The sequence below is a fragment of the Arthrobacter sunyaminii genome, assembly GCF_018866305.1.
GTDB classification, from domain to species: domain Bacteria; phylum Actinomycetota; class Actinomycetes; order Actinomycetales; family Micrococcaceae; genus Arthrobacter_B; species Arthrobacter_B sunyaminii.
Map to the genome: position 1 here is coordinate 2175443 of NZ_CP076456.1, position 22430 is coordinate 2197872.

Here is a 22430-nt window from a genome sequence, read left to right on the forward strand (position 1 = left end):
ATGCCCGGAGATCGCCGGCCCGGGTGCACTGCCCTGTACTACCTAACGTAGAATATGACGGTGCCCAACGATGAACCCTGCCTGACCATAAAAGGCCTGATCAAGGACTGCGGCCCGGTAGCCGGTCTCGACGGCAAGATGATCCGGGTGCTGGCCGGCGTCGACTTTTCCGCCCGCCGCGGTTCCGTCACTGCCCTGCTCGGTGCCAACGGCGCCGGCAAAACCACTACTTTGGAGTGCGCCCAGGGCCTGCAGCCCATCAATGGCGGCGAAGTGCGCCTCTTGGGGCAGGACCCCTACGGAGCGGGAGCTGAGCTGCGCAGCAGGGTGGGTGTCATGCTGCAGGACGGCGGCCTCCCCCCGTCCGCCCGTCCGGTCCCCCTCCTGCACCACATCGCCTCCATGTACGCGGACCCCCGCCCTGTGGATGAACTGGTGACCCGGCTCGGCATCGGCAGCTTCGCCAACTCCAACATCCGCCGCCTCTCCGGCGGGCAGAAGCAGCGGCTGGCGATGGCCGCCGCTCTGATCGGCCGCCCCGAAGTACTGTTCCTGGATGAGCCGAGCGCCGGCCTTGATCCGCAGTCCCGGCAGATTGTCTTTGATCTCATCTCCGAGCTGCGTGACGACGGCCTGGGAATTATCCTCACCACCCATCTGATGGACGACGCGCAGAAGCTCGCCGACTACGTCTACATCATTGATGCGGGCAAGACGGTGGCGCAGGGCACCGTGGCCGAACTTACGGCGCAGACAGATGAACTGGCCGACCAGCGGCTCCTGACCTTCGACGCCGCACCGGGACTGGATCTGGCCGCCGTCGGGCTCCCCCATCTGGTGATCAGGGAATCCCCGCCCGGACACTACACAGTGCGCGGGGCCATCACGCCCGGTGATATTGCGGCCCTCTCCGCCTGGTGGGCACGCGGCGGCATCCTTCCGTCCGCAATCCATATGGCATCCCGTTCCCTGGAAGACGTCTTCCTCGACCTGTCCGGAAGGGAAATCCGATGAGCGCCCCCGCCTCCCTGCCCGTACGCATCCTGAACCAGGGGCGCTACGAGGCCATCACCATGCTGCGCAACGGTGAGCAGCTGATCCTGGCTGTCTTCCTGCCGCTGATGGCATTGATCGCCCTGTCCGTGACTCCGGTCCTGGACGGTTACGGCACCTCGCGCGTCAACATGGCGACGCCGGGAATCCTGGCTCTGTGCGCGATGTCCACCGCGTTCACGGGGCAGGGAATCGCCACCGGCTTTGACCGCCGCTACGGCGTCCTGCGGTTCCTGTCCACTACCCCGCTGGGCAAGGCCGGACTCATCGCCGGCAAGGGAATCGCCGTCGTCGCCGTCCTGGCCATCCAAGTGGTGGTCGTGAGCATCGTCGCGGCGTTCCTCGGCTGGGAACCGTCCTGGACCGGGATCCCGGTGGGCCTCGTGTCACTGCTGATCGGCGCTGCGGCCTTCACGGCGCTGGGCCTGCTCGTGGCCGGCACCGCCCGGCCCGAAGCCACCTTGGCGGTCACCAACCTGCTGTGGATCCTGCTGGCCGCCGTGGGCGGCATCATTATCCCCGCCGGCAATTTGCCCGACATCATGCAGCCCTTCGTGGAGATCCTGCCCTCCGCCGCGCTGGGTGAAGCCATGCGCTCCGCACTCATCGACTCTTCTTTTAATATCCCCGCCACGCTGATTCTTCTGGCGTGGACAATCCTGGGTGGCCTTGCTGCTGTCCGCTGGTTCAAATGGAGCTGAATTCCGTGTCATCCACATCTTCCGGCCGAGCCTCATCGCCCGTCGTCCCTTCGCCGCCCGCGGAGAACTTGCCTGCTACGAACAAGTGGGTACGCGGCCTTGCCGTTGCATCACTGGTTGCCAACATCGGCATCGTCGTCACCGGCGGCGCCGTGCGCCTGACAGCCTCCGGGCTGGGCTGCCCGGAATGGCCGCTCTGCACACCGGATTCCCTGACCACCACCCCGGAAATGGGCATCCACGGGGTTATCGAGTTCGGTAACCGGCTCCTGACCTTCGTGCTGGCTGCCATTGCGTTTGGCATGGTGTTCAGCGTTTGGAAAATCCGGGCCGAACGCCGTGACCTGTTCAAACTGTCAGTGGCGCTGCTGGCCGGAATCCCCGCCCAGGCACTGCTGGGCGGTATCACGGTGTGGACCGGACTCAATCCGTGGATCGTGGGAGGCCACTTCATCGTCTCGATGGTCCTCATTGTGCTGGCCACGGTCCTCGTGAACCGCGCCTGGCTGTCGCCGCATCAGCTGGGTACCACCAACGGCCCGCTGGCAACGCGCTCCCTGCGTCCGCTGCTCGGGGCCCTGGGAATTGCGTCGGCACTGTCCGTGCTGCTCGGCGTCGTCGTTACCGGCTCCGGACCGCACGCCGGAGACCACGGAGCGGCCCGCAACGGGCTGGATCCGGATCTTATGACCCGCCTGCACGTGGTGCCGGTCTATCTGCTCGTTTTTGCCCTTGCCGTGGCCCTCTACCTGGTGTACCGCCACGCAACCGACGGACGGCTGCGCTCCTCGCTGCTGCTGCTGACCGTTGTGGTCCTGATCCAGGCCGTTATCGGTTACACGCAGCATTTCCTGCACCTGCCGATTGTGCTGGTGGGACTGCACATGCTGGGCGCCTCGCTGCTCACCGCTGCAGCCGCCCACGTGGTCTTCACCGGCTTCTCGCGGCAGGTTCCCGGCACTGACCCGGCTGCCCGGCCTGCCGGAGCCACCGCTTCCCGCCGGGGCTAAGCTCCCGCGGGGCGGGAACCGCGCGCCGAGAGCCTTCTCGGCCATGAGCGCAGAAGCCTGAACGGGCCGGATTCTTCGGAATCCGGCCCGTTTTTTGTCCAACGGGGCCTCTTGCTTTCCTTTTCGTCGGGTGGCTGGGACCGACTGTAGAGGTCCTGCCGGAATCCCCGCGGGGGAACGGTAAGAACGTGTCACTCGACGGAGGGAAAGGGCCTTAGCCGGACACTCGGCGGGCCGGAGTGGCTTGCCGAGGGACGGCTCAGGGTCCAGGAACGTCACTGCCGGCAGACACAGGAAGGGCCGGAGGCGTAAACCTCCGACCCTTCCTGGTACGTCTTGTTGCGACTGACCGTCTAGACAGGTCCTACAGCAGCGGGCCGCCCACAAACGGGTCGATGGCCAGCGCCAGGAACAGGATGGTCAGGTAGCTGATGGAGCCGTGGAAGACCTTCATGGCGGTCTTGTCCGTGACAGTCTCATGCTGTGCCCGGTTGTGCAGGCGGTGGGTCTCGGCCAGGAACCAGACACCGGACAGCACAGCTGCCAGGGTGTAGACCCACCCGGCGCCTCCCGCCGGGATGAGCAGCAGCGAGCAGGCCACCGTGGCGTAGGCGTAGAGGACAACCTGCACCGAGACCAGCTTGGCTCCGGCAACGGCACCGAGCATCGGCACCGACGCGTTGCGGTAGTCCTCGCCGTACTTCATGGACAGCGGCCAGTAGTGCGGCGGCGTCCACAGGAAAATGATCAGGAAGAGGATGACCGCAGGCCATTCCACCTTGTTGGTGACCGCGGCCCAGGCGATCAGGACCGGCATGCAGCCGGCGATGCCGCCCCACACAATGTTTTGGGTGGTGCGGCGCTTGAGGATCAGCGTGTAGAAGACCACGTAGAGCAGGATCGCGCCCAGGCCCAGGAGGCCGGTCAGCGGGTTGGCGCCGAACCAGAGCAGGGCGATGGATACAACGCCCAGGACCCATGCGAACACGAGCGCCTCACGCGGGGACACTTCGCCGGTAACCAGCGGACGGTTCTTGGTCCGCTTCATCAGCTTGTCCATGTCCCGGTCAATGTAGCAGTTGAACGCACCGGCGCTGCCGGCGGCAAGGGCACCGCCAACCATGGTGAAGACCACGAGCCACAGGCCCGGCAGTCCCCGCTCGGCAAAGATCATGGTGGGCAGTGTTGTAACCAGCAGCAATTCGATGACCCGGGGCTTGGTGAGTGCCACGTAGGCCCGGAGCTTACGTCCTGCCGTCATCTTGCCGGTATACACCGGCAGGTCGGCGGGGGCTTGCTGCGTTGTCACGGGGCGATCACATCATCCAATCTGGGCCGGAAAAGTCCACCATCATCATAGCCTCTATCGGCTGTAGAAAACGAAGCCCTGCGATGCGGTACCCCGCGGCACTGTATAAAACGGCCCGAAGTCCCACTGGAAGAAACGATACGCCCATTGCCACCGCCTACGGGATAAGGTTGGAGCGGACCTTTCCCGCGGCTGCCTAATAGCCGCCGGACAGCACCGAGCGGGACTGTGGGAACAAAGAATTTTCCCGATTGCGGTAAGGATTCTACTCCACGTCCTGTTGTTGTGGTTAAGGAACCGGCTGCGCTGGATAACCAGTGCAACCAGGAGTCTCCGGCGTCTTTGGCGCCGGTCAACTGTAGTGAGAGAGGGGCCCGGTAAACGTGCCACATATGGAAGAGCAAGAACTGACCTGGACAGATCTGGACCGGAAGGCGGTGGACACCGCCCGTGTCCTGGCCGCGGACGCCGTCGAGAAGGTCGGCAACGGACACCCGGGAACCGCCATGAGCCTGGCGCCGGCAGCGTACCTGCTGTTCCAGAAACTGATGCGCCACGATCCCTCGGATCCCCAGTGGACCGGCAGGGACCGTTTCATCCTCTCCCCCGGGCACACCTCGCTGACGCTCTACATTCAGCTCTTCCTTTCGGGTTACGGCCTGGAGATCGGAGACCTCGAGGCACTGCGCACCTGGGGTTCCAAGACCCCGGGCCACCCCGAGTACCGCCACACGGCCGGCGTCGAAATCACCACGGGTCCGCTGGGTCAGGGCCTGGCTTCCTCCGTAGGCTTCGCGTTCGCCCAGCGCCGCCTCCGCGGCCTGCTCGACGCCGATGCCCCGCAGGGCGAAAGCCCGTTCGACCACACCACATGGGTCATCGCCTCCGACGGCGACATGCAGGAAGGTGTCACGGCTGAAGCCTCCTCGCTGGCCGGCCACCAGGAGCTCGGCAACCTGGTCGTCATCTACGACGAGAACCACATCTCCATTGAAGACGACACCGACATCTCCTTCACCGAAGATGTCCTGAAGCGCTACGAAGCTTACGGCTGGCACACCCAGCGGGTGGACTGGACCAAGACCGGCGAATACGTGGAAGACGTTGCCGAGCTGTACAACGCTCTGCTGGCGGCCAAGGCTGAAACCAGCAAGCCGTCCATCATTTCACTGCGGACCATCATCGGCTGGCCGTCGCCGAACAAACAGAACACGGGCAAGATCCACGGCTCCGCCCTGGGCAAGGATGAAGTTGCCGCGCTGAAGGAGACCCTGGGCTTTGATCCGGAGAAGTCCTTCGACGTCGACCCCGCCGTTCTGGAACATGCACGCCAGGCCGTCTCCCGCGGCTCCGAAGCGCGCCGTGAGTGGGAGGAGCGCTTTGAGGCCTGGAAGGCTTCGAACCCCGACGGCGCCGCTCTCCTGGAGCGCATCAGCAACGGCACGCTTCCCGAGGGCTGGGAAAAGTCGCTGCCCGAGTTTGAGGCCGGCAAGGACATGTCCACCCGCGCCGCATCCGGCAAGGTACTCTCGGCCATCGGCCCGGTACTGCCCGAACTGTGGGGCGGCTCAGCCGACCTCGCCGAGTCCAACAACACCACCATCGAGGGCTCCCCGTCCTTCATCCCGGCCGGCAAGCAGACCAACGCCTGGTCCGGCAACCCGTATGGCCGCGTCCTGCACTTCGGTATCCGCGAACACGCTGCTGCGGCGATCGTCAACGGGATCACCATGCACAGCAACACCCGTGCCTTCTCCGGAACGTTCCTGATCTTCAGTGACTACCAGCGTCCGGCCATCCGCCTGGGTGCCCTGATGGGCGTGCCCTCCATCTACGTGTGGACGCATGACTCCATCGGCCTGGGCGAGGACGGCCCCACCCACCAGCCGGTGGAGCAGCTCGCTTCGCTGCGTGCCATTCCCGGACTCGACGTGGTCCGCCCGGGCGACGCCAACGAAGTGGCCGTGGCTTGGAAGACCATTCTGGAAAACACGGAGAACCCCGCCGGCATCGTGCTGACCCGCCAGAACATTCCCACGTACCAGCGCGGCGACGGCGCAGCCACTGCCGAGTCCTTCGCGTCGGCCAACGGCGCGGCCCGCGGCGGCTACGTCCTGGCCGAAGCGGTACGCGACGGAAATGTCGTCACTCCGGATGTCATCCTGATCGGCACCGGTTCCGAGGTTCAGCTGGCCGTCGAGGCCCGTGAAGCCCTCGCAGCCGAGGGAATCGCGGCCCGCGTGGTTTCCATGCCCAGCATCGAGTGGTTCAACAGGCAGGATGCGCAGTACCGCGAGTCGGTTATTCCCAAGGACATTAAGGCCCGCGTTTCGGTGGAAGCCGGAATTGCCCAGGGCTGGCGTGAACTCGTGGGCGATGCCGGACGCAGCGTCTCCCTTGAGCACTTCGGTGCTTCCGCCGACTACAAGACCCTCTACCGCGAGTTCGGCATCACCGCCGAGGCCGTTGCCGAAGCAGCACGCGATTCGCTGGCAGCCGCAAACGGCACGGACGCCCCGCCGTCGGGCACTTCTGCTGCACCGTCAGGCGAGCAGTCCACCGAAACCGGCGACCAGAAGTAATTTCAGTTACAAGGAGACAATTTATGACTTCCACACCCACCGCACAGCTTTCTGAAGCCGGCGTATCCATCTGGCTGGACGACCTGTCCCGCGAACGCATCGTGTCGGGATCCCTCAAGGACCTGATCGACAACAAGAACGTCGTTGGCGTCACCACCAACCCGAGCATCTTCGCCGCAGCCCTGGCCAACGGTGAGTCCTATGCCGCCCAGGTGCAGCAGCTCTCACGCTCCGGCGCCGACGTGGACAAGGCCGTTTTCGAGATCACCACCGACGATGTCCTTCAGGCGTGCGATGTCTTTGCCCCCGTGGCTGAAGCCACGCACGGCGTGGACGGCCGCGTGTCCATCGAGGTAGATCCCCGTCTGTCCCGCGACACCGAGGGCACCATCCGGGAAGCCAAGGAACTGTTCGACAAGGTTGGCCGCTACAACGTGCTGATCAAGATCCCGGCCACCAAGGAAGGCCTGCCGGCCATCTCCGCGACCCTGGCCGCGGGCATCAGCGTCAACGTCACGCTGATCTTCTCGCTGGAGCGCTACCGCGAGGTCATCAACGCTTACATGGTGGGCATTGAGCAGGCCAAGGAAAACGGACACGACCTGTCCAAGATCCACTCCGTGGCATCCTTCTTTGTCTCCCGCGTGGATGCAGAGATCGACAAGCGCCTGGACGCCGCCGGCACCGATGAAGCCAAGGCGCTGAAGGGCAAGGCCGGCCTGGCCAACGCCCGCCTGGCCTACCAGGTCTTCGAGGAGCAGTTCGCCTCCGAGCGCTGGCAGGTCCTGGCAGCGGCCGGAGCCAATGCCCAGCGCCCGCTCTGGGCTTCCACCGGCGTCAAGGACCCGGCGCTGCCGGACACCCTGTACGTCACCGGCCTGGTTGCACCGCACACGGTCAACACCATGCCGGAGAAGACCCTGAACGCCACTGCGGACCACGGCGAGGTCACCGGCGACACCATCACCGGCACCTATGAGGAATCCAACGCCGTCCTTGATGCACTGGACGGTCTCGGCATCTCCTACAACGACGTCGTCGAGCAGCTGGAAACCGAAGGCCTGGACAAGTTCGTGGTCAGCTGGGGAGAGCTGCTGAAGACCGTTCAGACCGCACTGGATACCGCGAAAGAGGCATAGGAAAAATGACCACACTGTCCTTCGAAGCAGCCGGGGCCGCGCTGGCCGCCGTCGAAAAAAACGTACCTGCCCTGGTACGTGATGACGTGGCCGCCCGCCTCCTCGCCCAGGACCCCACACTGTGGGGACCCGACGCAGAAGCGGAGGCTTCCATCCGCCTCGGCTGGCTGAATCCCTCCGAGGCCTCCCGGCCGCTCGTTGGACAGATCCGCGGGCTTCGGGAAGAACTGGCCGCCGAGGGAGTGACCCGCGTGGTCCTCGCCGGCATGGGCGGTTCTTCCCTGGCCCCGGAGGTCATTACCCGCACCGCGGGCGTGGACCTGACGGTCCTGGACTCCACGGATCCCGACGTCGTCCGCGCCGCCCTGGCAACCGGGCTGGAGGAGACCGTCATCGTGGTCTCCTCCAAATCCGGCTCCACGGTGGAAACCGATTCCCAGCGCCGCGTCTTTGAGCAGGCCTTCACCGACGCGGGGATTGATGCCAAGTCCCGAATCGTCGTCGTTACCGACCCAGGTTCGCCCCTGGACGGAGCCGCGCGCGAAGCAGGCTACCGCGCCGTCTTCAACGCCGACCCCAACGTGGGCGGCCGCTACTCGGCCCTCACCGCCTTTGGACTGGTTCCCTCCGGCCTGGCCGGCGCTGACATTGAAGCGCTGCTGGACGACGCCGAAGATGCACTGGAAATCCTCAGCGACAACGCTGCGGACAACATCGGCCTGCAGCTCGGTGCCGCTCTGGGCGGCACCGACCCGCTGCGCAACAAGGTTGTCATTGTGGACGAAGGCTCCGGACTGGTCGGCTTCCCCGACTGGGCCGAGCAGCTCATCGCCGAATCGACCGGAAAGCTCGGCACCGGACTGCTGCCCGTCGTCGTCGAGCCCGGCGCACCCGAGATCACCTCCGGTGCGCCCGATGTCCTCACCGCACGCCTGGTGGCCGTGGACACGGATGCGGAGCCGGAAGGCGACCAGGTTGTCGTGGCCGGTTCCCTCGGCGGACAGATCATCCTGTGGGAATTTGCCACCGCCGTGGCAGGCCGCCTGCTGGCCATCAATCCTTTTGACCAGCCCGACGTCGAGGCAGCCAAGAAGGCAGCCCGCGGCATGCTGGACTCCCGTCCGGAACCCACGGAACCAAGCTTTGTGGACGGAGCTGTGGAAGTCCGCGGCCCGTCCGAACTCCTGGGCAGCGCCGGCACGCTTCGCGAGGCCCTTGCGGCCCTGCTCGGGCAGCTCGGACCCGACGGCTACCTCAGTGTCCAGGCATATCTGGACCGGAACCTGCAGTCAGGGCTGGCGTCCATTCGCCCCGGGCTCGCCGCGGCCACCGGCCGTCCGGTGACGTTTGGCTGGGGACCGCGCTTCCTGCACTCCACCGGCCAGTTCCACAAGGGCGGACCCGCCCAGGGGGCCTACCTGCAGATCACCGGTACGCCGCAGGAGGACCTTTCCATTCCCGGCCGCCCGTTCACCTTCGGCGAGCTGATCACCGCCCAGGCGGCCGGAGATGCCTCCGTCCTCGCGGATCAGGGCCGGCCGGTGCTGCGCCTGCACTTCCTGCGGAAACAGGGCGTGGAGGAACTCGAAGCAGCCGTTCGGAACCTGGTTTCGGAAGGCGGGCACAGCTAGATGCCGGCCGACGAAAAGACGGGTCCCGCCAATCCGCTGCGGGACCCCCGGGACCGCCGGTTGTCCCGCATCGCCGGACCGTCCTCCCTGGTGATCTTCGGTGTCACCGGGGACCTGGCCCGGAAGAAGCTCATTCCGGCCGTCTACGACCTCGCCAACCGCGGCCTGCTCCCGCCCAGCTTCTCATTGGTGGGCTTCGGCCGCCGGCCCTGGAGCGACGAGGAATTCGCCGCCCAGGTGAAGGAATCGGTACAGAGCCATGCCCGGACCGACTTCAATGAGAACGTCTGGAAACAGCTGGCTGAGGGGATCCGCTTCGTTGAGGGCGGTTTCGACAGTGATGAGGCCTTCGCCAAGCTCAAGGACACTCTGGAGGCCCTGGACACCGAGCGCGGAACCCGCGGCAACCACGCGTTCTATCTCTCCGTTCCGCCGAAGTCCTTCGAGCAGGTCTGCCAGCAGCTCTCCAAGCACGGCCTGGCCGAAACATCGGAGGGCAAGTGGCGCCGCGTGGTCATCGAGAAGCCGTTCGGGCATGACCTGCAGTCCGCCCGCGAGCTGAACAACGTGGTGGAATCCGTTTTCCCCGCTGATTCCGTGTTCCGCATCGATCATTACCTGGGCAAGGAAACGGTCCAGAACATCTTGGCTCTGCGCTTTGCCAACCAGTTGTTCGAGCCGATCTGGAATGCGAACTTCGTAGACCATGTCCAGATCACCATGGCCGAAGACATCGGCATCGGCGGCCGCGCCGGGTACTACGACGGCGTGGGTGCAGCCCGCGACGTCATCCAGAACCACCTGCTGCAGCTGCTGGCACTCACGGCCATGGAAGAGCCCATCTCCTTCAACGCCGATCATTTGCGCGCCGAGAAGGAAAAGGTGCTCGCCGCCGTCCGGCTCCCCGAGGACCTGTCAAAGCACTCCGCGCGCGGACAATACACCGGCGGCTGGCAGGGTGGCGAAAGGGTCACCGGCTTCCTGGAGGAAGAGGGCTTCAACCCGGATTCCACCACCGAGACCTTCGCCGCCATCCGGGTGGACATTAATACCCGCCGCTGGGCCGGAGTTCCGTTCTACCTCCGGGCAGGCAAGCGTCTGGGCCGCCGGGTTACGGAAATTGCCGTGGTGTTCAAACGCGCACCCAACCTCCTTTTCCGCGACCACAATGATCATGACTTCGGCCAGAACGCCGTAGTGATCCGGGTGCAGCCCGATGAGGGCGCCACCATCCGGTTCGGTTCCAAGGTTCCCGGCACGCAGATGGAAGTCCGGGACGTGTCCATGGATTTCGGCTACGGCCATTCCTTCACGGAGTCCAGTCCGGAAGCCTACGAACGGCTGATCCTGGACGTCCTGCTGGGTGAGCCTCCGCTGTTCCCGCGGCACCAGGAAGTGGAACTGTCCTGGAAGATTGTCGATCCGTTCGAAGAGTACTGGGCCTCCCTCGGCACCCAGCCCGAGCCCTATGCCCCCGGAAGCTGGGGACCCGACTCCGCCGATGAACTGCTCGCCCAAGACGGAAGGACCTGGAGAAGGCCGTGATTGTAGATCTGCCGGACACAACAACGTCCAAGGTATCCAAAGAGATTGTGGCCATGCGGGAAAAGGGCGGGGTGGTCACCCTCGGACGCGTCCTGACGCTGGTGGTGGACACCGAACCCGATTTCGTGGAGGAAGCCATCGCCGCGGCCAACGAGGCCAGCCGGGAGCACCCCTGCCGCATCATCGTGCTGGCCGGCGGGTCCCCCGCCGACCAGACCCGGCTGGACGCCGAGATCCGCGTGGGCGGCGACGCCGGCGCTTCAGAGGTGATTGTCCTTTACCGCCACGGCGAACTCGCCGGGGAGAGCGTATCGCTCGTCTCTGCCCTCCTCCTGCCGGACGCTCCCATTGTGGTGTGGTGGCCCCACGGGGTACCCGGGGATCCCGCACAGACACCCCTGGGCTGCATCGCCCACCGCCGCATTACCGACGCCGCAACCGAGCCGGACCCCAAGCGGGCGCTGCTGGCGCTTGGCCAGGCGTATGCCGACGGCGACACCGACCTCAGCTGGACCCGGCTGACGAATTGGCGGATCCAGCTGGCAGCGGTGCTCGATGAAGCCGGCGCTGATCCCGTCACTGCAGTGACCGTGGCAGGAGCATCCGACTCAGCCAGCACCTTCCTGCTCGCCGCCTGGCTCAAGCACGCATTGAAGGTTCCCGTAAAAATCATTGAGGGTGAACCGGGCACCGGCATCGGTTCAGTAGTCTTCGAGCGTGACGGCGGTAACGTGGAACTGTTCCGTCCGGACCAAATCACCGCGTACCTGACCCAGCCGGGCCAGCCGGAGCAGCAGATATCACTGCCGCGCCGAAACCTGCGCGACTGCCTGGCGGAGGAACTCCGCCGGCTCGATCCTGACGAAGTTTACGGCGAAGTACTGACACAGGGACTGGCAGCCTGCCTGTCCCAAGAAGGGGCAACCGCATGATGCATTCTCCCAACGGCGTGAGCATTCACCCGGACGTGCAGGCCCTCACCGCAGCCACCGCAGGCCGGCTGATCACCAAGCTCGTGGACGTGCAGAGCCGGCGCGGGACCGCCACCGTGGTGCTCACCGGCGGGACGGTGGGCATCGCCGTGCTCGATGCCGTCTCCACGGCGCCCGCGCGCTCGGCCGTGGACTGGTCCCGGGTAAATTTTTGGTGGGGTGATGAGCGGTTCCTTGCCGCTGACTCCCCCGACCGCAATGCCACCCAGGCCGCGGAGGCCCTGCTCTCACGGCTGCCCGTTGATCCCGCCCGGGTTCATCCCGTACCGGCTGCCGACGAGGTGTCCAGCGTCGAAGAAGCCGCCCTGGCCTATGCCCGGATGCTCGCGAATGAGGCGGCACACGAGGAGCTTGCTCCGGGGTTCGAATCGAACGATCCCCGGCTCCCCCGCTTCGATGTGCTGCTGCTCGGTGTGGGCCCCGACGCCCATATTGCATCGCTGTTTCCCGAAATGGCCGGTGTGCGGACCACGGGTGAAACCGTGGTGCCGGTATCCAACGCGCCCAAGCCCCCGGCTGAACGCGTGTCACTGACCATGGAAGCCATCAACACTGCCGAAGAAGTCTGGCTTACCGTTGCAGGCGAGGACAAAGCCGGAGCCGTGGGCCTGGCGCTGGCCGGCGCCGGCCTGGTCCAGGTTCCGGCCGCGGGCGCGCGCGGGCGCACCAAGACCCGCTGGCTGATAGACCAGGCAGCGGCCTCGCAGCTGCCGGACCGGCTGCTGGACCCGGAAGGCACCGGCGCCGCCGCAGCGGACTAGTTTCCCAGCCGGGCAAAGAGGAAGCCCCGGAGATCCTGACGGATCTCCGGGGCTTCTGTGGTTTAGTCCTGTCCGCCAGGGGCGGTGGAGTACTCAGGCTTCGCCGGAAAAGCGCTGGATCAAGCCCAGGGCGATGATGACCAGGCCCCAGGACAATCCGAGGGCCACGGTGAAGCGGTTCAGGTTGCGTTCGGCAACCCCTGATGAGCCCATGCTGGAGGTCATGCCGCCGCCGAACATGTCCGACATACCGCCGCCGCGTCCCTTATGAAGCAGGATGAGCAACGTCAGCAGCAGGCTGGTGATGGCAAGAAGAACCAGCAGGACAATCTTCAGAATTTCCACGTACGGCCTTTCGGGGGTGACTCATGGATTGGAGACGTGCACTGCGGTGCAGGTCAGCTGCAAATCAGTCGGTCACCAGATGTTGTTCGAACCTGACAATATTAGCAAATTCGGTCACATCCAAACTGGCGCCGCCAACAAGCACACCGTCCACGTCGCGTTCCTTCAGAATGCTCGCCGCATTCTGTGCTTTGACGGACCCGCCGTACAGCAACCGGGTCTTGGCGGCTACGGCATCGTCGTACAGGTTGGCGATCTCTGCGCGGATGGCCGAGCACATTTCCTGGGCGTCTGCGGGGCCGGCAACCTCACCCGTGCCAATGGCCCAGATGGGTTCGTAGGCAATGACCAGTGCGGAAACCTGTTCGGCGTCAAGACCGGCGAGATCCTGTCGGACCTGTTCCAGGGTGTGCGCCACGTGCTGGCCGGACTGGCGGATTTCCAGTCCCTCACCGACGCAGAGCACCGGAATGACTTCATTGCGGTACGCAGCCTTGAGCTTTTCGTTGAGCAGCTCATCGGACTCCCCGTGTACGGTCCGGCGTTCACTGTGGCCCACCAGGACGTACTTGCAGCCCAGCTTGGACAGGAACTGGCCGGAAATGTCTCCGGTGTACGCGCCGGAGTCCTTGGGCGACAGATCCTGTGCACCGTATTCGATCTCCAGCTTGTCACCCTTGATCAGTGTCTGGACGCTGCGGAGGTCGGTGAACGGCGGGAAAATTGCCACCTCCACACGGTGGTAGTCGTGCTGTGCATCCTTGAGGGTCCAGGCAAGCTTCTGCAGCAGGGTGATGCCCTGGACATGGTCCATGTTCATCTTCCAGTTGCCCGCGATCAGCGGTGTCCGATCAAACTTGCCGTTGGTCGAGGTAGTCATCATCGCTCCGGTTTCAAATATTCTTCATCAAATGGCTTGGGGGTCAACATGCCGCTGCCTGGCGGAAAGCGGACATGGGAGTGCGGGCCGCCGCCGGCTGGCAGCGACCCGCACAGGGGTCTTACTGGTTCAGGACCGTCAGGCCCGGCAGTTTCTTGCCTTCCAGGTACTCCAGGGAAGCGCCGCCGCCGGTGGAGATGTGCCCGAAGTCGCTGTCGCTGAAGCCAAGCTTCCGGACAGCCGACGCGGAGTCGCCGCCACCAACCACGGAAAAACCGGAGGAGTCCTTCAGCGCCTGCGCAACCGTGCGGGTGCCGTTGGCAAACGCATCAAACTCGAACACGCCCATGGGGCCGTTCCAGAAAATGGTCCGGCCCGAACCGATCTTCTCGGCGAAGGCCGCGGCTGAATCCGGGCCGATGTCCAGGCCGATGCCGGAGGCACCAAACCGGCTGCTCTCCATTGCATCGGCAGGAACCACGTCGACGTCGGCGTCAGCAGCGAACTTGTCCGCCACCACGATGTCGGTGGGAAGCACAAACTCGCAGCCGACCTCCTTGGCGCGGCTGAGGTAACCCTTGACCTTCTCGATCTGGTCCGACTCCAGCAGCGACGCCCCGACGTTGTAGCCCTGGGCGGCCAGGAAGGTAAAGACCATTCCGCCGCCAACCAGCAGGTAGTCGGCGCGTTCCATGAGGTTCTCGATGACGGCCAGTTTGTCCGAAACCTTTGAACCGCCGAGAACGACGACGTAGGGCTGCTCGGGGTTTTCGGTAAGCCGTTTGAGTACCTCAACCTCGGTGTGCACCAGGTCGCCCTCGTACGCGGGGAGGATCTCCGCAATGTCGTACACACTGGCGTGCTTGCGGTGTACGGCACCGAAGGCATCGTCAACGTAGGCGCCGTTGTCTCCGGTGAGCCCGGCCAGTTCACGTGCGAGGGCCAGTCTCTCGTCGTCGTTCTTGGACGTTTCGCGCGGATCGAAGCGGATGTTCTGCAGCACCAGGACTGAGCCGGCTGCCAGGGAACCCGCCAGCGCATGCGCACTCTCCCCCACCACGTCGGCGGCGAACTCGACCGGGAACGGTGCGAGCTCGTCCAGCCGATCCGCGGCGGGCTGCAGCGAGTACTTTTCATCCGGTGTACCCTTGGGCCGTCCCAGGTGCGCCATGACGATCACCTTGGCGCCGTGTTCCACCAGTTTCTGAAGGGTCGGGATGGACGCACGGATGCGTCCGTCGTCGGCCACAGTGCCGTTGTCCAGCGGCACATTCAGGTCCGAGCGGACCAGCACATACCGACCATCGACGCCGTCGTTGATCAGTTCCTCAAGAGTCTTGACTGTCATGTCTACCTTTACGTCCCTTGCGGGCATTGGGGGCTTGTGTGGGCTTTGCAGGGGAGCCGGCAGTGCCGGAGGCGGCCTTACAGCTTGGAGGCAACCAGCTTGGTCAGGTCCACCATGCGGCAGGAGTAGCCCCACTCGTTGTCATACCAGCCGACCACCTTGACCTCGTTGCCCATGACGCGGGTCAGCCCCGAATCGAAGATGCAGGAGGCCGGATCCGTCACGATGTCCGAGGACACCAGCGGCTCATCGGTGTACCGGAGGTAGCCGTTCAGGGCGCCGTCGCTGGCAGCCTTGTACGCCTCGTTGATCTGCTCGACGCTGGCTTCCTTCGCGAGGGTCACCGTGAGGTCGGTGACGGACCCGGTGGGAACCGGCACCCGGAGGGCAAAGCCGTCCAGTTTACCGTCGAGTTCCGGGATGACGAGGCCGATTGCCTTGGCGGCACCCGTGGTTGTGGGCACGATGTTCAGCGCCGCGGCACGGGCCCTGCGAAGGTCCCGGTGCGGGCCGTCCTGGAGGTTCTGGTCCGCGGTGTAGGCGTGGACGGTGGTCATGAGCCCGCGTTCTATGCCGAACGCGTCGTTGATGACCTTGGCCAGCGGTGCCAGGCAGTTGGTGGTGCAGGAAGCGTTGGACACGATGTTGTCGGTGGCCGGATTGTATTCGCTGTCATTCACACCCATGACGATGGTGCGGTCCGCTCCCTTGCCCGGAGCGGAAATCAGGACCTTCTTGGCTCCGGCGTCGAGGTGCTTCTTGGCGTCCTCGGCTTTGGTGAAGAACCCGGTGGACTCGATGACGATGTCAACCCCAAGGTCCTTCCACGGGAGGTTTGAGGGGTCCCGCTCGGCGAGGACCTTGATGGTTTTTCCGCCAACAACCAGGTCTCCGCCCTGCACTTCCACATCAGTACCGATGCGGCCGGTCACGGAGTCGTACTTCAGGAGGTGGGCAAGGGTTTCGGGGCTGGTGAGGTCGTTGACGGCCACGATGTCGAGGTCGGCGTTCTGCTCCAGTGCTGCGCGGAAGTAGTTTCGACCGATGCGTCCGAAGCCGTTGATTCCAACACGAGTAGTCACTTTTCTGTCTCCTTGATTGCGGTGTACCGAAGAAGCGTGACCCCTGTGTGCGTAGGCCACTGGTCGGGCGGGGACGGGTTGCCTGAACAATCCTGGGACGAACGGCGAACACCTTCCCGGTGACTCCAAGAGGTTCCCGCCGAGCCGTACGGCGGGGCGGGAACCCTCGAAATCATCCTACGCGCCGGGTCCCCTGAGCGAACCGGTACGGAGGCAGAAAAGCGTCCGGAGACCAGAATTACGCGGGCAGCACCAGCGAGTGGGCACCGTTGCGGGCGGCATCGAACCGTGTGGCGACATCTGCCCAGTTAACGATGTTCCAGAAAGCCTTGACGTAGTCTGCCTTCACGTTGACGTAGTCGAGGTAGAAGGCATGCTCCCACATGTCCAGCATCAGCAGCGGGATGGTGCCAACCGGGACGTTGCCCTGCTGGTCGTAGAGCTGCTCGATGACGAGGTTCTTGCCAAGCGGCTCATAGGCCAGCAGGGCCCAGCCGGAACCCTGAAGCGAGGTTGCGGCAGCGGTGAACTGGCCGCGGAACGCGTCGAAGGAGCCGAAGAAATCGTCAATGGCTGCTGCGAGTTCGCCGACCGGCTTGTCGCCGCCCTCGGGAGAGAGGTTGTTCCAGAAGATGCTGTGGTTGACGTGGCCGCCAACGTGGAAAGCCAGGTCCTTGGAAAGCTTCGGGATGGTTGCGAAGTCGCCCTTTTCACGCGCTTCAGCCATCTGCGCCAGCGCCGTGTTGGCTCCGGCAACGTACGTCGCGTGGTGCTTGTCGTGGTGAAGCTCCATGATGCGGGCGGAGATGTTGGGCTCCAGCGCGGCGTAATCGTAGGGAAGTTCCGGCAGTGTGTATTCGTTCACAAAAATCCTCCAATAAAAGTCGGATCGGTTATCCGGACAGGGTTTTCCGCCCGGAAACTTTGAGCGCCGCCAATGGGCAGCATGCTTAGCCCATCTTATGCTTCAACGCTACTCGTCAAGCATCTCAGGAGTCACATTGGCCTCAGTGCCGGGTATGCCCAATTCAGCTGCCCGCTTATCGGCCATGGCCAGCAGGCGGCGGATCCGGCCGGCGATGGCGTCCTTGGTCATGGGTGGATCAGCCAGGTGTCCCAGTTCGTCCAGGGACGCCTGCTTGTGCGCCACGCGCAGCTCCCCGGCATAGCGCAGATGATCCGGAACGTCATCGCCCAGGATGTCCAGCGCCCGGTCCACCCGGGCACCGGCGGCAACGGCGGCCTGCGCCGAGCGGCGCAGGTTGGCGTCGTCGAAGTTTGCCAGCCGGTTTGCCGTGGCGCGGACTTCCTTGCGCATGCGGCGCTCTTCCCACACCATCAGGGCGTCGTGGGCGCCCATGCGGGTGAGCAGGGCGGCAATGGTGTCGCCGTCGCGGATCACGACCCGGTCGATGCCGCGGACTTCCCGCGCCTTGGCGGCGATGCCGATCCGGCGGGCGGCGCCCACCAGCGCCAGTGCTGCCTCGGGGCCGGGACAGGTGACTTCCAGGGAGGAGGAGCGGCCCGGCTCAGTCAGTGAACCGTGGGCCAGGAACGCACCGCGCCATACGGCCTCGGCGTCGGCTGCGGAGCCGTTGACCACCACAGAGGGCAGGCCCCGGACGGGGCGCCCGCGGGCGTCCAGGAGGCCGGTCTGGCGGGCCAGGGATTCACCGTCCTTGACCACGCGCACCACGTACCGGTTGCCGCGGCGCAGGCCCCCTCCGGACACGACAATGATGTCCGCGGCGTGCCCGTACACCTCGGCGATGGCGGCCCGAAGCCGCCGGGCCGTGGACGCCAGGTCCACTTCTGCTTCAATCACAATGCGGCCGGAGATGATGTGCAGTCCTCCGGCGAATCGCAGCAAGGCCGATACTTCCGCTTTGCGGACGGAGGACTTTTTCACGTCCAGGCGTGAAAGTTCCTCTTTTACTGCTGCGGTCAACGCCACAAATACACTCCTAGTTCTCCCCAAAGATATCGTGGTACGCGGTTGCCAGGCGCAGCGGATCATGGATCGGCCGCCCCGTCGCAGACCCCACCTTACCGAAGACAGGCCGTCCGCCCATGCCGGCGACGGCGTCGCTGAAGGCGTCCGGATCCTCGATCACGCCGGGATCCGCCAGCACAGCATCGACCTTGAGTTCCGGAGCGTACCGCCGGATTTCCGCCAGATGGTCCAGCGCCGACATGCCCGTTGTTTCCTTGGTTTCATTGCTGAGGTTCATGGTCAGGCACACCTTGGCGGTGCTGCGGCACAGCGCGTTCCGCAGGTCCGGCAGCATCAAATGCGGAAGTACGGAGGTGTACCAGGACCCCGGACCCAGGATGATCCAGTCGGCCCGTTCGATGGCCGCCAGGGCTTCCGGACAGGCCGGAGCATCCGCCGGGGTCAGCCGAACTTCGCTGACCTTTCCCCGGACACCGGCAGCGGCAAGCCGGGCCTGCCCGGTGACCAGTTCCAACCGTCCGCCGTGTTCCGGGCGGCGCTGAACGTCGCCTTCAATGGTGAGGGGCTCAGTGGACATGGGAAGGACCTGGCCACGGGCCCCCAGCAACGCTCCGGCCCACTGCAGGCCGGCCACCGGGTCCCCCAGAAGCTCCCACAGGGTCACGATCAGGAGGTTGCCCAGGGCATGGTTGTCCAGCGAACCGGTCACGCCGGGCCGGGACTGGAAGCGGTGCTGCATGACATCGCGCCAGGTGCGGCCCCAGTCCGTGTCATCGCACAGGGCGGCAAGGGCCATGCGCAGGTCTCCCGGCGGGAGGACGCCCAGCTCTTCGCGCAGGCGGCCGGAGGATCCGCCGTCGTCGGCCACTGTGACAATCGCCGTCAAGTCGGTGGTCAGCAGGCGAAGCGCGGAAAGCGACGCAGACAGCCCGTGCCCGCCGCCCAGGGCCACCACGGCCCGGGAATCCTGTCCGCCCGTTCCCCGGTCCGCTGCGGGCTGGGGAACGATGGGCAGGGATCCGGTCAGGAAGTTCATCTACTCGCGCCCGAGATCACGGTGGTGGGCGCTGACGGTGACGTGCGGCAGCTGGGCGAGGCGCTTGGCCAGTTCCTCAGTCACGGCAACGGAGCGGTGCTTGCCGCCGGTGCAGCCCACGGCGATGGTGGCATAGTGCTTGTTCTCCCGGCGGTATCCGTCGATGACCGGTTCGAGTGCCTCCACATAGCGGTCCAGGAAGTCACGCGTGCCGTGGGCACCCAGGACGTAGTCCCGCACGTCGGTATCCAGACCCGTGTGGGGCCGCAGCTGGGGAACCCAGTGCGGATTGGGGATGAACCGTACATCGGCCACGTAGTTGGCGTCCACGGGGAGGCCGTACTTGAAACCGAAGCTCATGACGTTCAGGCGCAGCACAATTGGACCGGATTCGGTGAAGAGTTCGGTGATCGTGGTGGCAAGGGCATGCACGTTGAGCTTGGAAGTATCGACGATGACGTCGGAAGAGGCCCGCAGCTCCTTCAGCACCTCGCGCTCGGCCGCAATGCCGTCGAGGATGCTGCCGTTTTCCTGCAGCGGGTGGGGGCGGCGCCCCTGCTCGAAGCGGCGGACCAGGGTGTCATCCTCGGCATCGAGGAAAAGCAGCCGGTAAGAAACACCGGCGGCGCGAAGCCCGCTCAGGGCTTCCCTGATGTCCTGGAACAATTCCTTGCTGCGGACATCTATGACCACGGCCAGCTTGGGAATGGAATGCGGCATGCGGGAAACAAGCTCGGTCAGGGTTCCCAGCATCAGCGGCGGCAGGTTCTCCACCACATACCAGCCATGGTCCTCGAGTGCATTGGCGGCCGTGCTGCGTCCGGCACCGGACATGCCGGTGACCACCAGCAGCTCCGATTCGGCGGGCTTGACCGGGGTCAGCGCGTCCTGTTCCATCATTTCCGTTGTCCTGTTCCTTACTGGTTTTCCGGCTGCAGCCGGGGAATAAGCCAATGACCCAGCCTAGCTAAGTTTCCAGTATTTCGCCGGTGGTCATGTTGACGGCCGGTGCGTCCGCCTCGGCCGTCTTCGCAGTGAGCTGCGCGTGCACCGATGCGGCAAGTGCCGGGCCGATTCCGGGAACACGCTGCAGGTCCTCAACGGAGGCAGCCCGGAGTTTCTTGACCGAACCAAATTCCTTGAGCAGTGCGGTGCGTTTGGCCGGCCCCAGCCCGGAAATCTCGTCCAGCAGCGACGCCGTCATGGACTTGGCCCGTTTCTGCCGGTGGAACGTGATGGCAAAGCGGTGCGCTTCGTCACGGATGCGCTGGAGCAGAAAAAGTGCTTCGGAGGCGCGCGGCAGAATGACCGGGAAATCGCTGTCCGGCAGCCAGACCTCCTCAAGACGCTTGGCCAGGCCCACCACGTAGATATCCGTGATGCCCAGGTCCGCCAGCGCCCGTGAAGCCGCGGCCACCTGGGGCTGGCCGCCGTCGACCACCACCAGGTTGGGCGGATAGGCGAACTTGCCTTTCGGCGCCGCGGTGAGGGTGTCCGTCAGGGGCTGCACATCGGTTCCGGCGCGGTCGGCGGGCAGGCCGGCCGGCACTTCGGGCCGGGCATCCGGATCCGCTGCGGGGTCCGCGTTCTCGGCGAGGTAGTTGCGGAACCGGCGGGAGATGACGTTGTACATCGCCGAGGTGTCATCCCGTGCGGCGTCGCCGGTGATGGAGAATTTGCGGTAGTCCGACTTTTTCGGAAGTCCGTCCTCGGCAACCACCATGGACGCCACCACATTGGTGCCGGAGACGTGCGAAATGTCGTAGCACTCGATGCGCAGCAGGGCCACCGGCAAATCCAGTGCCTCCTGCAGCTCCTGCAGGGCCGCCGACCGCGTGGTGATGTCTCCGGCGCGGCGGCTCTTGTGCAGCCGCAGCGCATCCGAGGCGTTGCGGGCAACGGTTTCCATCAGGGCCTTCTTGTCCCCGCGCTGCGGAACCCGGATGTCAACCTTTGCCCCCCGCAGCCCGCCCAGCCACTCGGCCAGCTCATCGGAGTTGGGCGGCAGCACCGGCACCAGGACCTGGCGCGGAATGCGGTCGGTGGAATTCGCCTCGCCGTAGACCTGCTGAATCAGGTGTTCCACCAAGTCGGCGGTGTCATTGTCTTCCACCTTTTCCACGACCCAGCCGCGCTGGCCGCGGATGCGTCCGCCGCGGACGTGGAACACCTGGGCCGAAGCCTCAAGCTCGTCTTCCTCCAGGGCAAAAATATCCGCATCCGTGTCTTCACTGAGCACCACGTTGTTGCGTTCAAAGACCTTCCGCAGGGCGGAAATGTCGTCCCGGAGACGGGCCGCGGTTTCATAGTCCAGTTCGGCAACGGCGGCCTGCATCTCCTTTTCCAGGGAAGAGATGAAGCGTTTGCCCTCACCGGACATGAAGTCGCACAGCTCCGCGGCCAGCTGACGGTGGTCCTCGGCACTGATCCGGCCAACGCACGGCGCCGAGCACTTGTCGATGTACCCGAGCAGGCAGGGCCGTCCTGTGCGCTCGGCACGCTTGAAGACGCCGGAGCTGCAGGTGCGGACAGGGAAAACCCGCAGCAGGGTGTCCAGGGTTTCGCGGATGGCCTTGGCGGGATAGAAAGGCCCGAAGTATCGGGTGTCCTTCCGGCGGTCACCGCGCATGACCTGGGCCCGGGGATACTTCTCCCCCATGGTGACGGCGAGGTAGGGATAGGACTTGTCATCCCGGAACATGATGTTGAACCGGGGGTTGAATTCCTTGATCCAGGTGTACTCGAGCTGCAAAGCCTCAAGCTCGGTGCCTACCACCGTCCATTCCACGCTGGCAGCGGTGTGGACCATGGCCCGGGTCTTGGGCAGCAAACCGCGGGGATTGGCAAAGTAGGAATTCAAGCGGGAGCGGAGGTTCTTGGCCTTGCCTACATAGATGACCCGGCCGTGTTCGTCACGGAAACGGTAAACGCCTGGAGCGGTGGGGATTTCCCCTGTTTTCGGCCGGTATGTTGCTGGATCTGCCACTGTTCCATCCTACGGTCGCCCCGGGGACCGCCCCGCGCCGGACCCGCCCTTTTCGCGGCCCGCTGAACTTGCGGGA

19 protein-coding genes are annotated in these 22430 nt (G+C 64.9%); 9 read left to right on the plus strand and 10 right to left on the minus strand.

The features are described from left to right. The first annotated feature begins 54 nt into the window (after nt 1–54). The 3 genes from KG104_RS09740 to KG104_RS09750 all read left to right on the plus strand — a co-directional run bounded on the left by KG104_RS09740 (nt 55) and on the right by KG104_RS09750 (nt 2764). Entirely contained in the window at nt 55–1014 is a 960-nt protein-coding gene (locus KG104_RS09740) for an ABC transporter ATP-binding protein (protein WP_207346899.1), read from the plus strand. Continuing rightward, on the plus strand, nt 1011–1754 hold the full coding sequence (locus KG104_RS09745) for an ABC transporter permease (RefSeq protein ID WP_104161118.1): 744 nt from the start codon (nt 1011–1013) through the stop codon (nt 1752–1754). The genes KG104_RS09740 and KG104_RS09745 overlap by 4 nt, the downstream gene beginning before the upstream one ends. A gap of 68 nt (nt 1755–1822) precedes the next feature. Continuing rightward, nucleotides 1823–2764 carry a COX15/CtaA family protein gene (locus KG104_RS09750; protein ID WP_237686878.1) on the plus strand — a complete coding sequence of 314 codons (942 nt, stop codon included), beginning with the start codon at nt 1823–1825 and terminating at the stop codon, nt 2762–2764. 364 nt (nt 2765–3128) lie between these two features. Here KG104_RS09750 and KG104_RS09755 read toward each other — a convergent pair whose 3' ends face one another. After that, a complete protein-coding gene (locus KG104_RS09755) occupies nt 3129–4025 on the minus strand; it encodes a heme o synthase (protein ID WP_104104088.1) in 897 nt (298 codons plus the stop codon). Nucleotides 4026–4465: 440 nt separating this feature from the next. Here KG104_RS09755 and tkt point away from each other — a divergent pair, with 440 nt between their 5' ends. From tkt to pgl, 6 genes are read left to right on the plus strand one after another with little or no spacing between them, the layout of a single operon-like run. After that, nucleotides 4466–6655: a transketolase gene (tkt, locus tag KG104_RS09760; RefSeq protein ID WP_207346901.1), complete on the plus strand. Its 2190-nt coding sequence runs from the start codon at nt 4466–4468 to the stop codon at nt 6653–6655. Nucleotides 6656–6678: 23 nt separating this feature from the next. Then, complete coding sequence (gene tal, locus KG104_RS09765; RefSeq protein ID WP_207346902.1) at nt 6679–7794, plus strand: transaldolase; 1116 nt, start codon at nt 6679–6681, stop codon at nt 7792–7794. Between the two features lie 5 nt (nt 7795–7799). Further along, nucleotides 7800–9425, plus strand: a complete 1626-nt coding sequence (locus KG104_RS09770) for a glucose-6-phosphate isomerase (RefSeq protein WP_207346903.1) — start codon at nt 7800–7802, stop codon at nt 9423–9425. Then, a complete protein-coding gene (zwf, locus tag KG104_RS09775) occupies nt 9426–10970 on the plus strand; it encodes a glucose-6-phosphate dehydrogenase (protein WP_104054197.1) in 1545 nt (514 codons plus the stop codon). Beyond that, entirely contained in the window at nt 10967–11902 is a 936-nt protein-coding gene (locus KG104_RS09780; RefSeq protein WP_104054196.1) for a glucose-6-phosphate dehydrogenase assembly protein OpcA, read from the plus strand. The genes zwf and KG104_RS09780 overlap by 4 nt, the downstream gene beginning before the upstream one ends. After that, nucleotides 11902–12723, plus strand: a complete 822-nt coding sequence (gene pgl, locus KG104_RS09785; protein ID WP_104054816.1) for a 6-phosphogluconolactonase — start codon at nt 11902–11904, stop codon at nt 12721–12723. Before KG104_RS09780 ends, pgl begins: the two co-directional genes overlap by 1 nt. Nucleotides 12724–12816: 93 nt before the next feature. Here pgl and secG read toward each other — a convergent pair whose 3' ends face one another. The 9 genes from secG to uvrC all read right to left on the minus strand — a co-directional run bounded on the left by secG (nt 12817) and on the right by uvrC (nt 22354). Further along, nucleotides 12817–13068, minus strand: coding sequence for a preprotein translocase subunit SecG (secG, locus tag KG104_RS09790; RefSeq protein ID WP_104054195.1), 252 nt, complete (start codon nt 13066–13068; stop codon nt 12817–12819). Between the two features lie 64 nt (nt 13069–13132). Further along, nucleotides 13133–13948 carry a triose-phosphate isomerase gene (tpiA, locus tag KG104_RS09795; protein ID WP_104054815.1) on the minus strand — a complete coding sequence of 272 codons (816 nt, stop codon included), beginning with the start codon at nt 13946–13948 and terminating at the stop codon, nt 13133–13135. A gap of 121 nt (nt 13949–14069) precedes the next feature. Further along, nucleotides 14070–15296, minus strand: coding sequence for a phosphoglycerate kinase (locus tag KG104_RS09800; RefSeq protein WP_207346904.1), 1227 nt, complete (start codon nt 15294–15296; stop codon nt 14070–14072). A gap of 77 nt (nt 15297–15373) precedes the next feature. Then, nucleotides 15374–16378, minus strand: a complete 1005-nt coding sequence (gap, locus tag KG104_RS09805) for a type I glyceraldehyde-3-phosphate dehydrogenase (RefSeq protein ID WP_104161125.1) — start codon at nt 16376–16378, stop codon at nt 15374–15376. Between the two features lie 238 nt (nt 16379–16616). Next, complete coding sequence (locus tag KG104_RS09810) at nt 16617–17243, minus strand: superoxide dismutase (RefSeq protein WP_104054192.1); 627 nt, start codon at nt 17241–17243, stop codon at nt 16617–16619. A 108-nt stretch (nt 17244–17351) separates the two neighbouring features. After that, complete coding sequence (gene whiA / locus KG104_RS09815) at nt 17352–18332, minus strand: DNA-binding protein WhiA (protein WP_104054191.1); 981 nt, start codon at nt 18330–18332, stop codon at nt 17352–17354. A gap of 10 nt (nt 18333–18342) precedes the next feature. Continuing rightward, nucleotides 18343–19368 carry a gluconeogenesis factor YvcK family protein gene (locus tag KG104_RS09820; RefSeq protein ID WP_207346905.1) on the minus strand — a complete coding sequence of 342 codons (1026 nt, stop codon included), beginning with the start codon at nt 19366–19368 and terminating at the stop codon, nt 18343–18345. Then, a complete protein-coding gene (gene rapZ, locus KG104_RS09825) occupies nt 19369–20268 on the minus strand; it encodes an RNase adapter RapZ (RefSeq protein WP_104054189.1) in 900 nt (299 codons plus the stop codon). A 67-nt stretch (nt 20269–20335) separates the two neighbouring features. Further along, nucleotides 20336–22354 carry an excinuclease ABC subunit UvrC gene (gene uvrC, locus KG104_RS09830; protein ID WP_104054188.1) on the minus strand — a complete coding sequence of 673 codons (2019 nt, stop codon included), beginning with the start codon at nt 22352–22354 and terminating at the stop codon, nt 20336–20338. Nucleotides 22355–22430 lie beyond the last annotated feature (76 nt).

Excerpts from the sequence above, each read along its gene's own strand:
- KG104_RS09820 (WP_207346905.1), bottom strand. The coding sequence starts at position 19,368 with ATGAACTTCCTGACCGGATCCCTGCCCATCGTTCCCCAGCCCGCAGCG.
- KG104_RS09745 (WP_104161118.1), top strand. The coding sequence starts at position 1,011 with ATGAGCGCCCCCGCCTCCCTGCCCGTACGCATCCTGAACCAGGGGCGC.
- KG104_RS09800 (WP_207346904.1), bottom strand. The coding sequence starts at position 15,296 with ATGACAGTCAAGACTCTTGAGGAACTGATCAACGACGGCGTCGATGGT.
- tpiA (WP_104054815.1), bottom strand. The coding sequence starts at position 13,948 with ATGACTACCTCGACCAACGGCAAGTTTGATCGGACACCGCTGATCGCG.
- zwf (WP_104054197.1), top strand. The coding sequence starts at position 9,426 with ATGCCGGCCGACGAAAAGACGGGTCCCGCCAATCCGCTGCGGGACCCC.
- tal (WP_207346902.1), top strand. The coding sequence starts at position 6,679 with ATGACTTCCACACCCACCGCACAGCTTTCTGAAGCCGGCGTATCCATC.
- pgl (WP_104054816.1), top strand. The coding sequence starts at position 11,902 with ATGCATTCTCCCAACGGCGTGAGCATTCACCCGGACGTGCAGGCCCTC.
- KG104_RS09740 (WP_207346899.1), top strand. The coding sequence starts at position 55 with ATGACGGTGCCCAACGATGAACCCTGCCTGACCATAAAAGGCCTGATC.
- rapZ (WP_104054189.1), bottom strand. The coding sequence starts at position 20,268 with ATGATGGAACAGGACGCGCTGACCCCGGTCAAGCCCGCCGAATCGGAG.
- KG104_RS09755 (WP_104104088.1), bottom strand. The coding sequence starts at position 4,025 with ATGACGGCAGGACGTAAGCTCCGGGCCTACGTGGCACTCACCAAGCCC.
- KG104_RS09770 (WP_207346903.1), top strand. The coding sequence starts at position 7,800 with ATGACCACACTGTCCTTCGAAGCAGCCGGGGCCGCGCTGGCCGCCGTC.
- tkt (WP_207346901.1), top strand. The coding sequence starts at position 4,466 with ATGGAAGAGCAAGAACTGACCTGGACAGATCTGGACCGGAAGGCGGTG.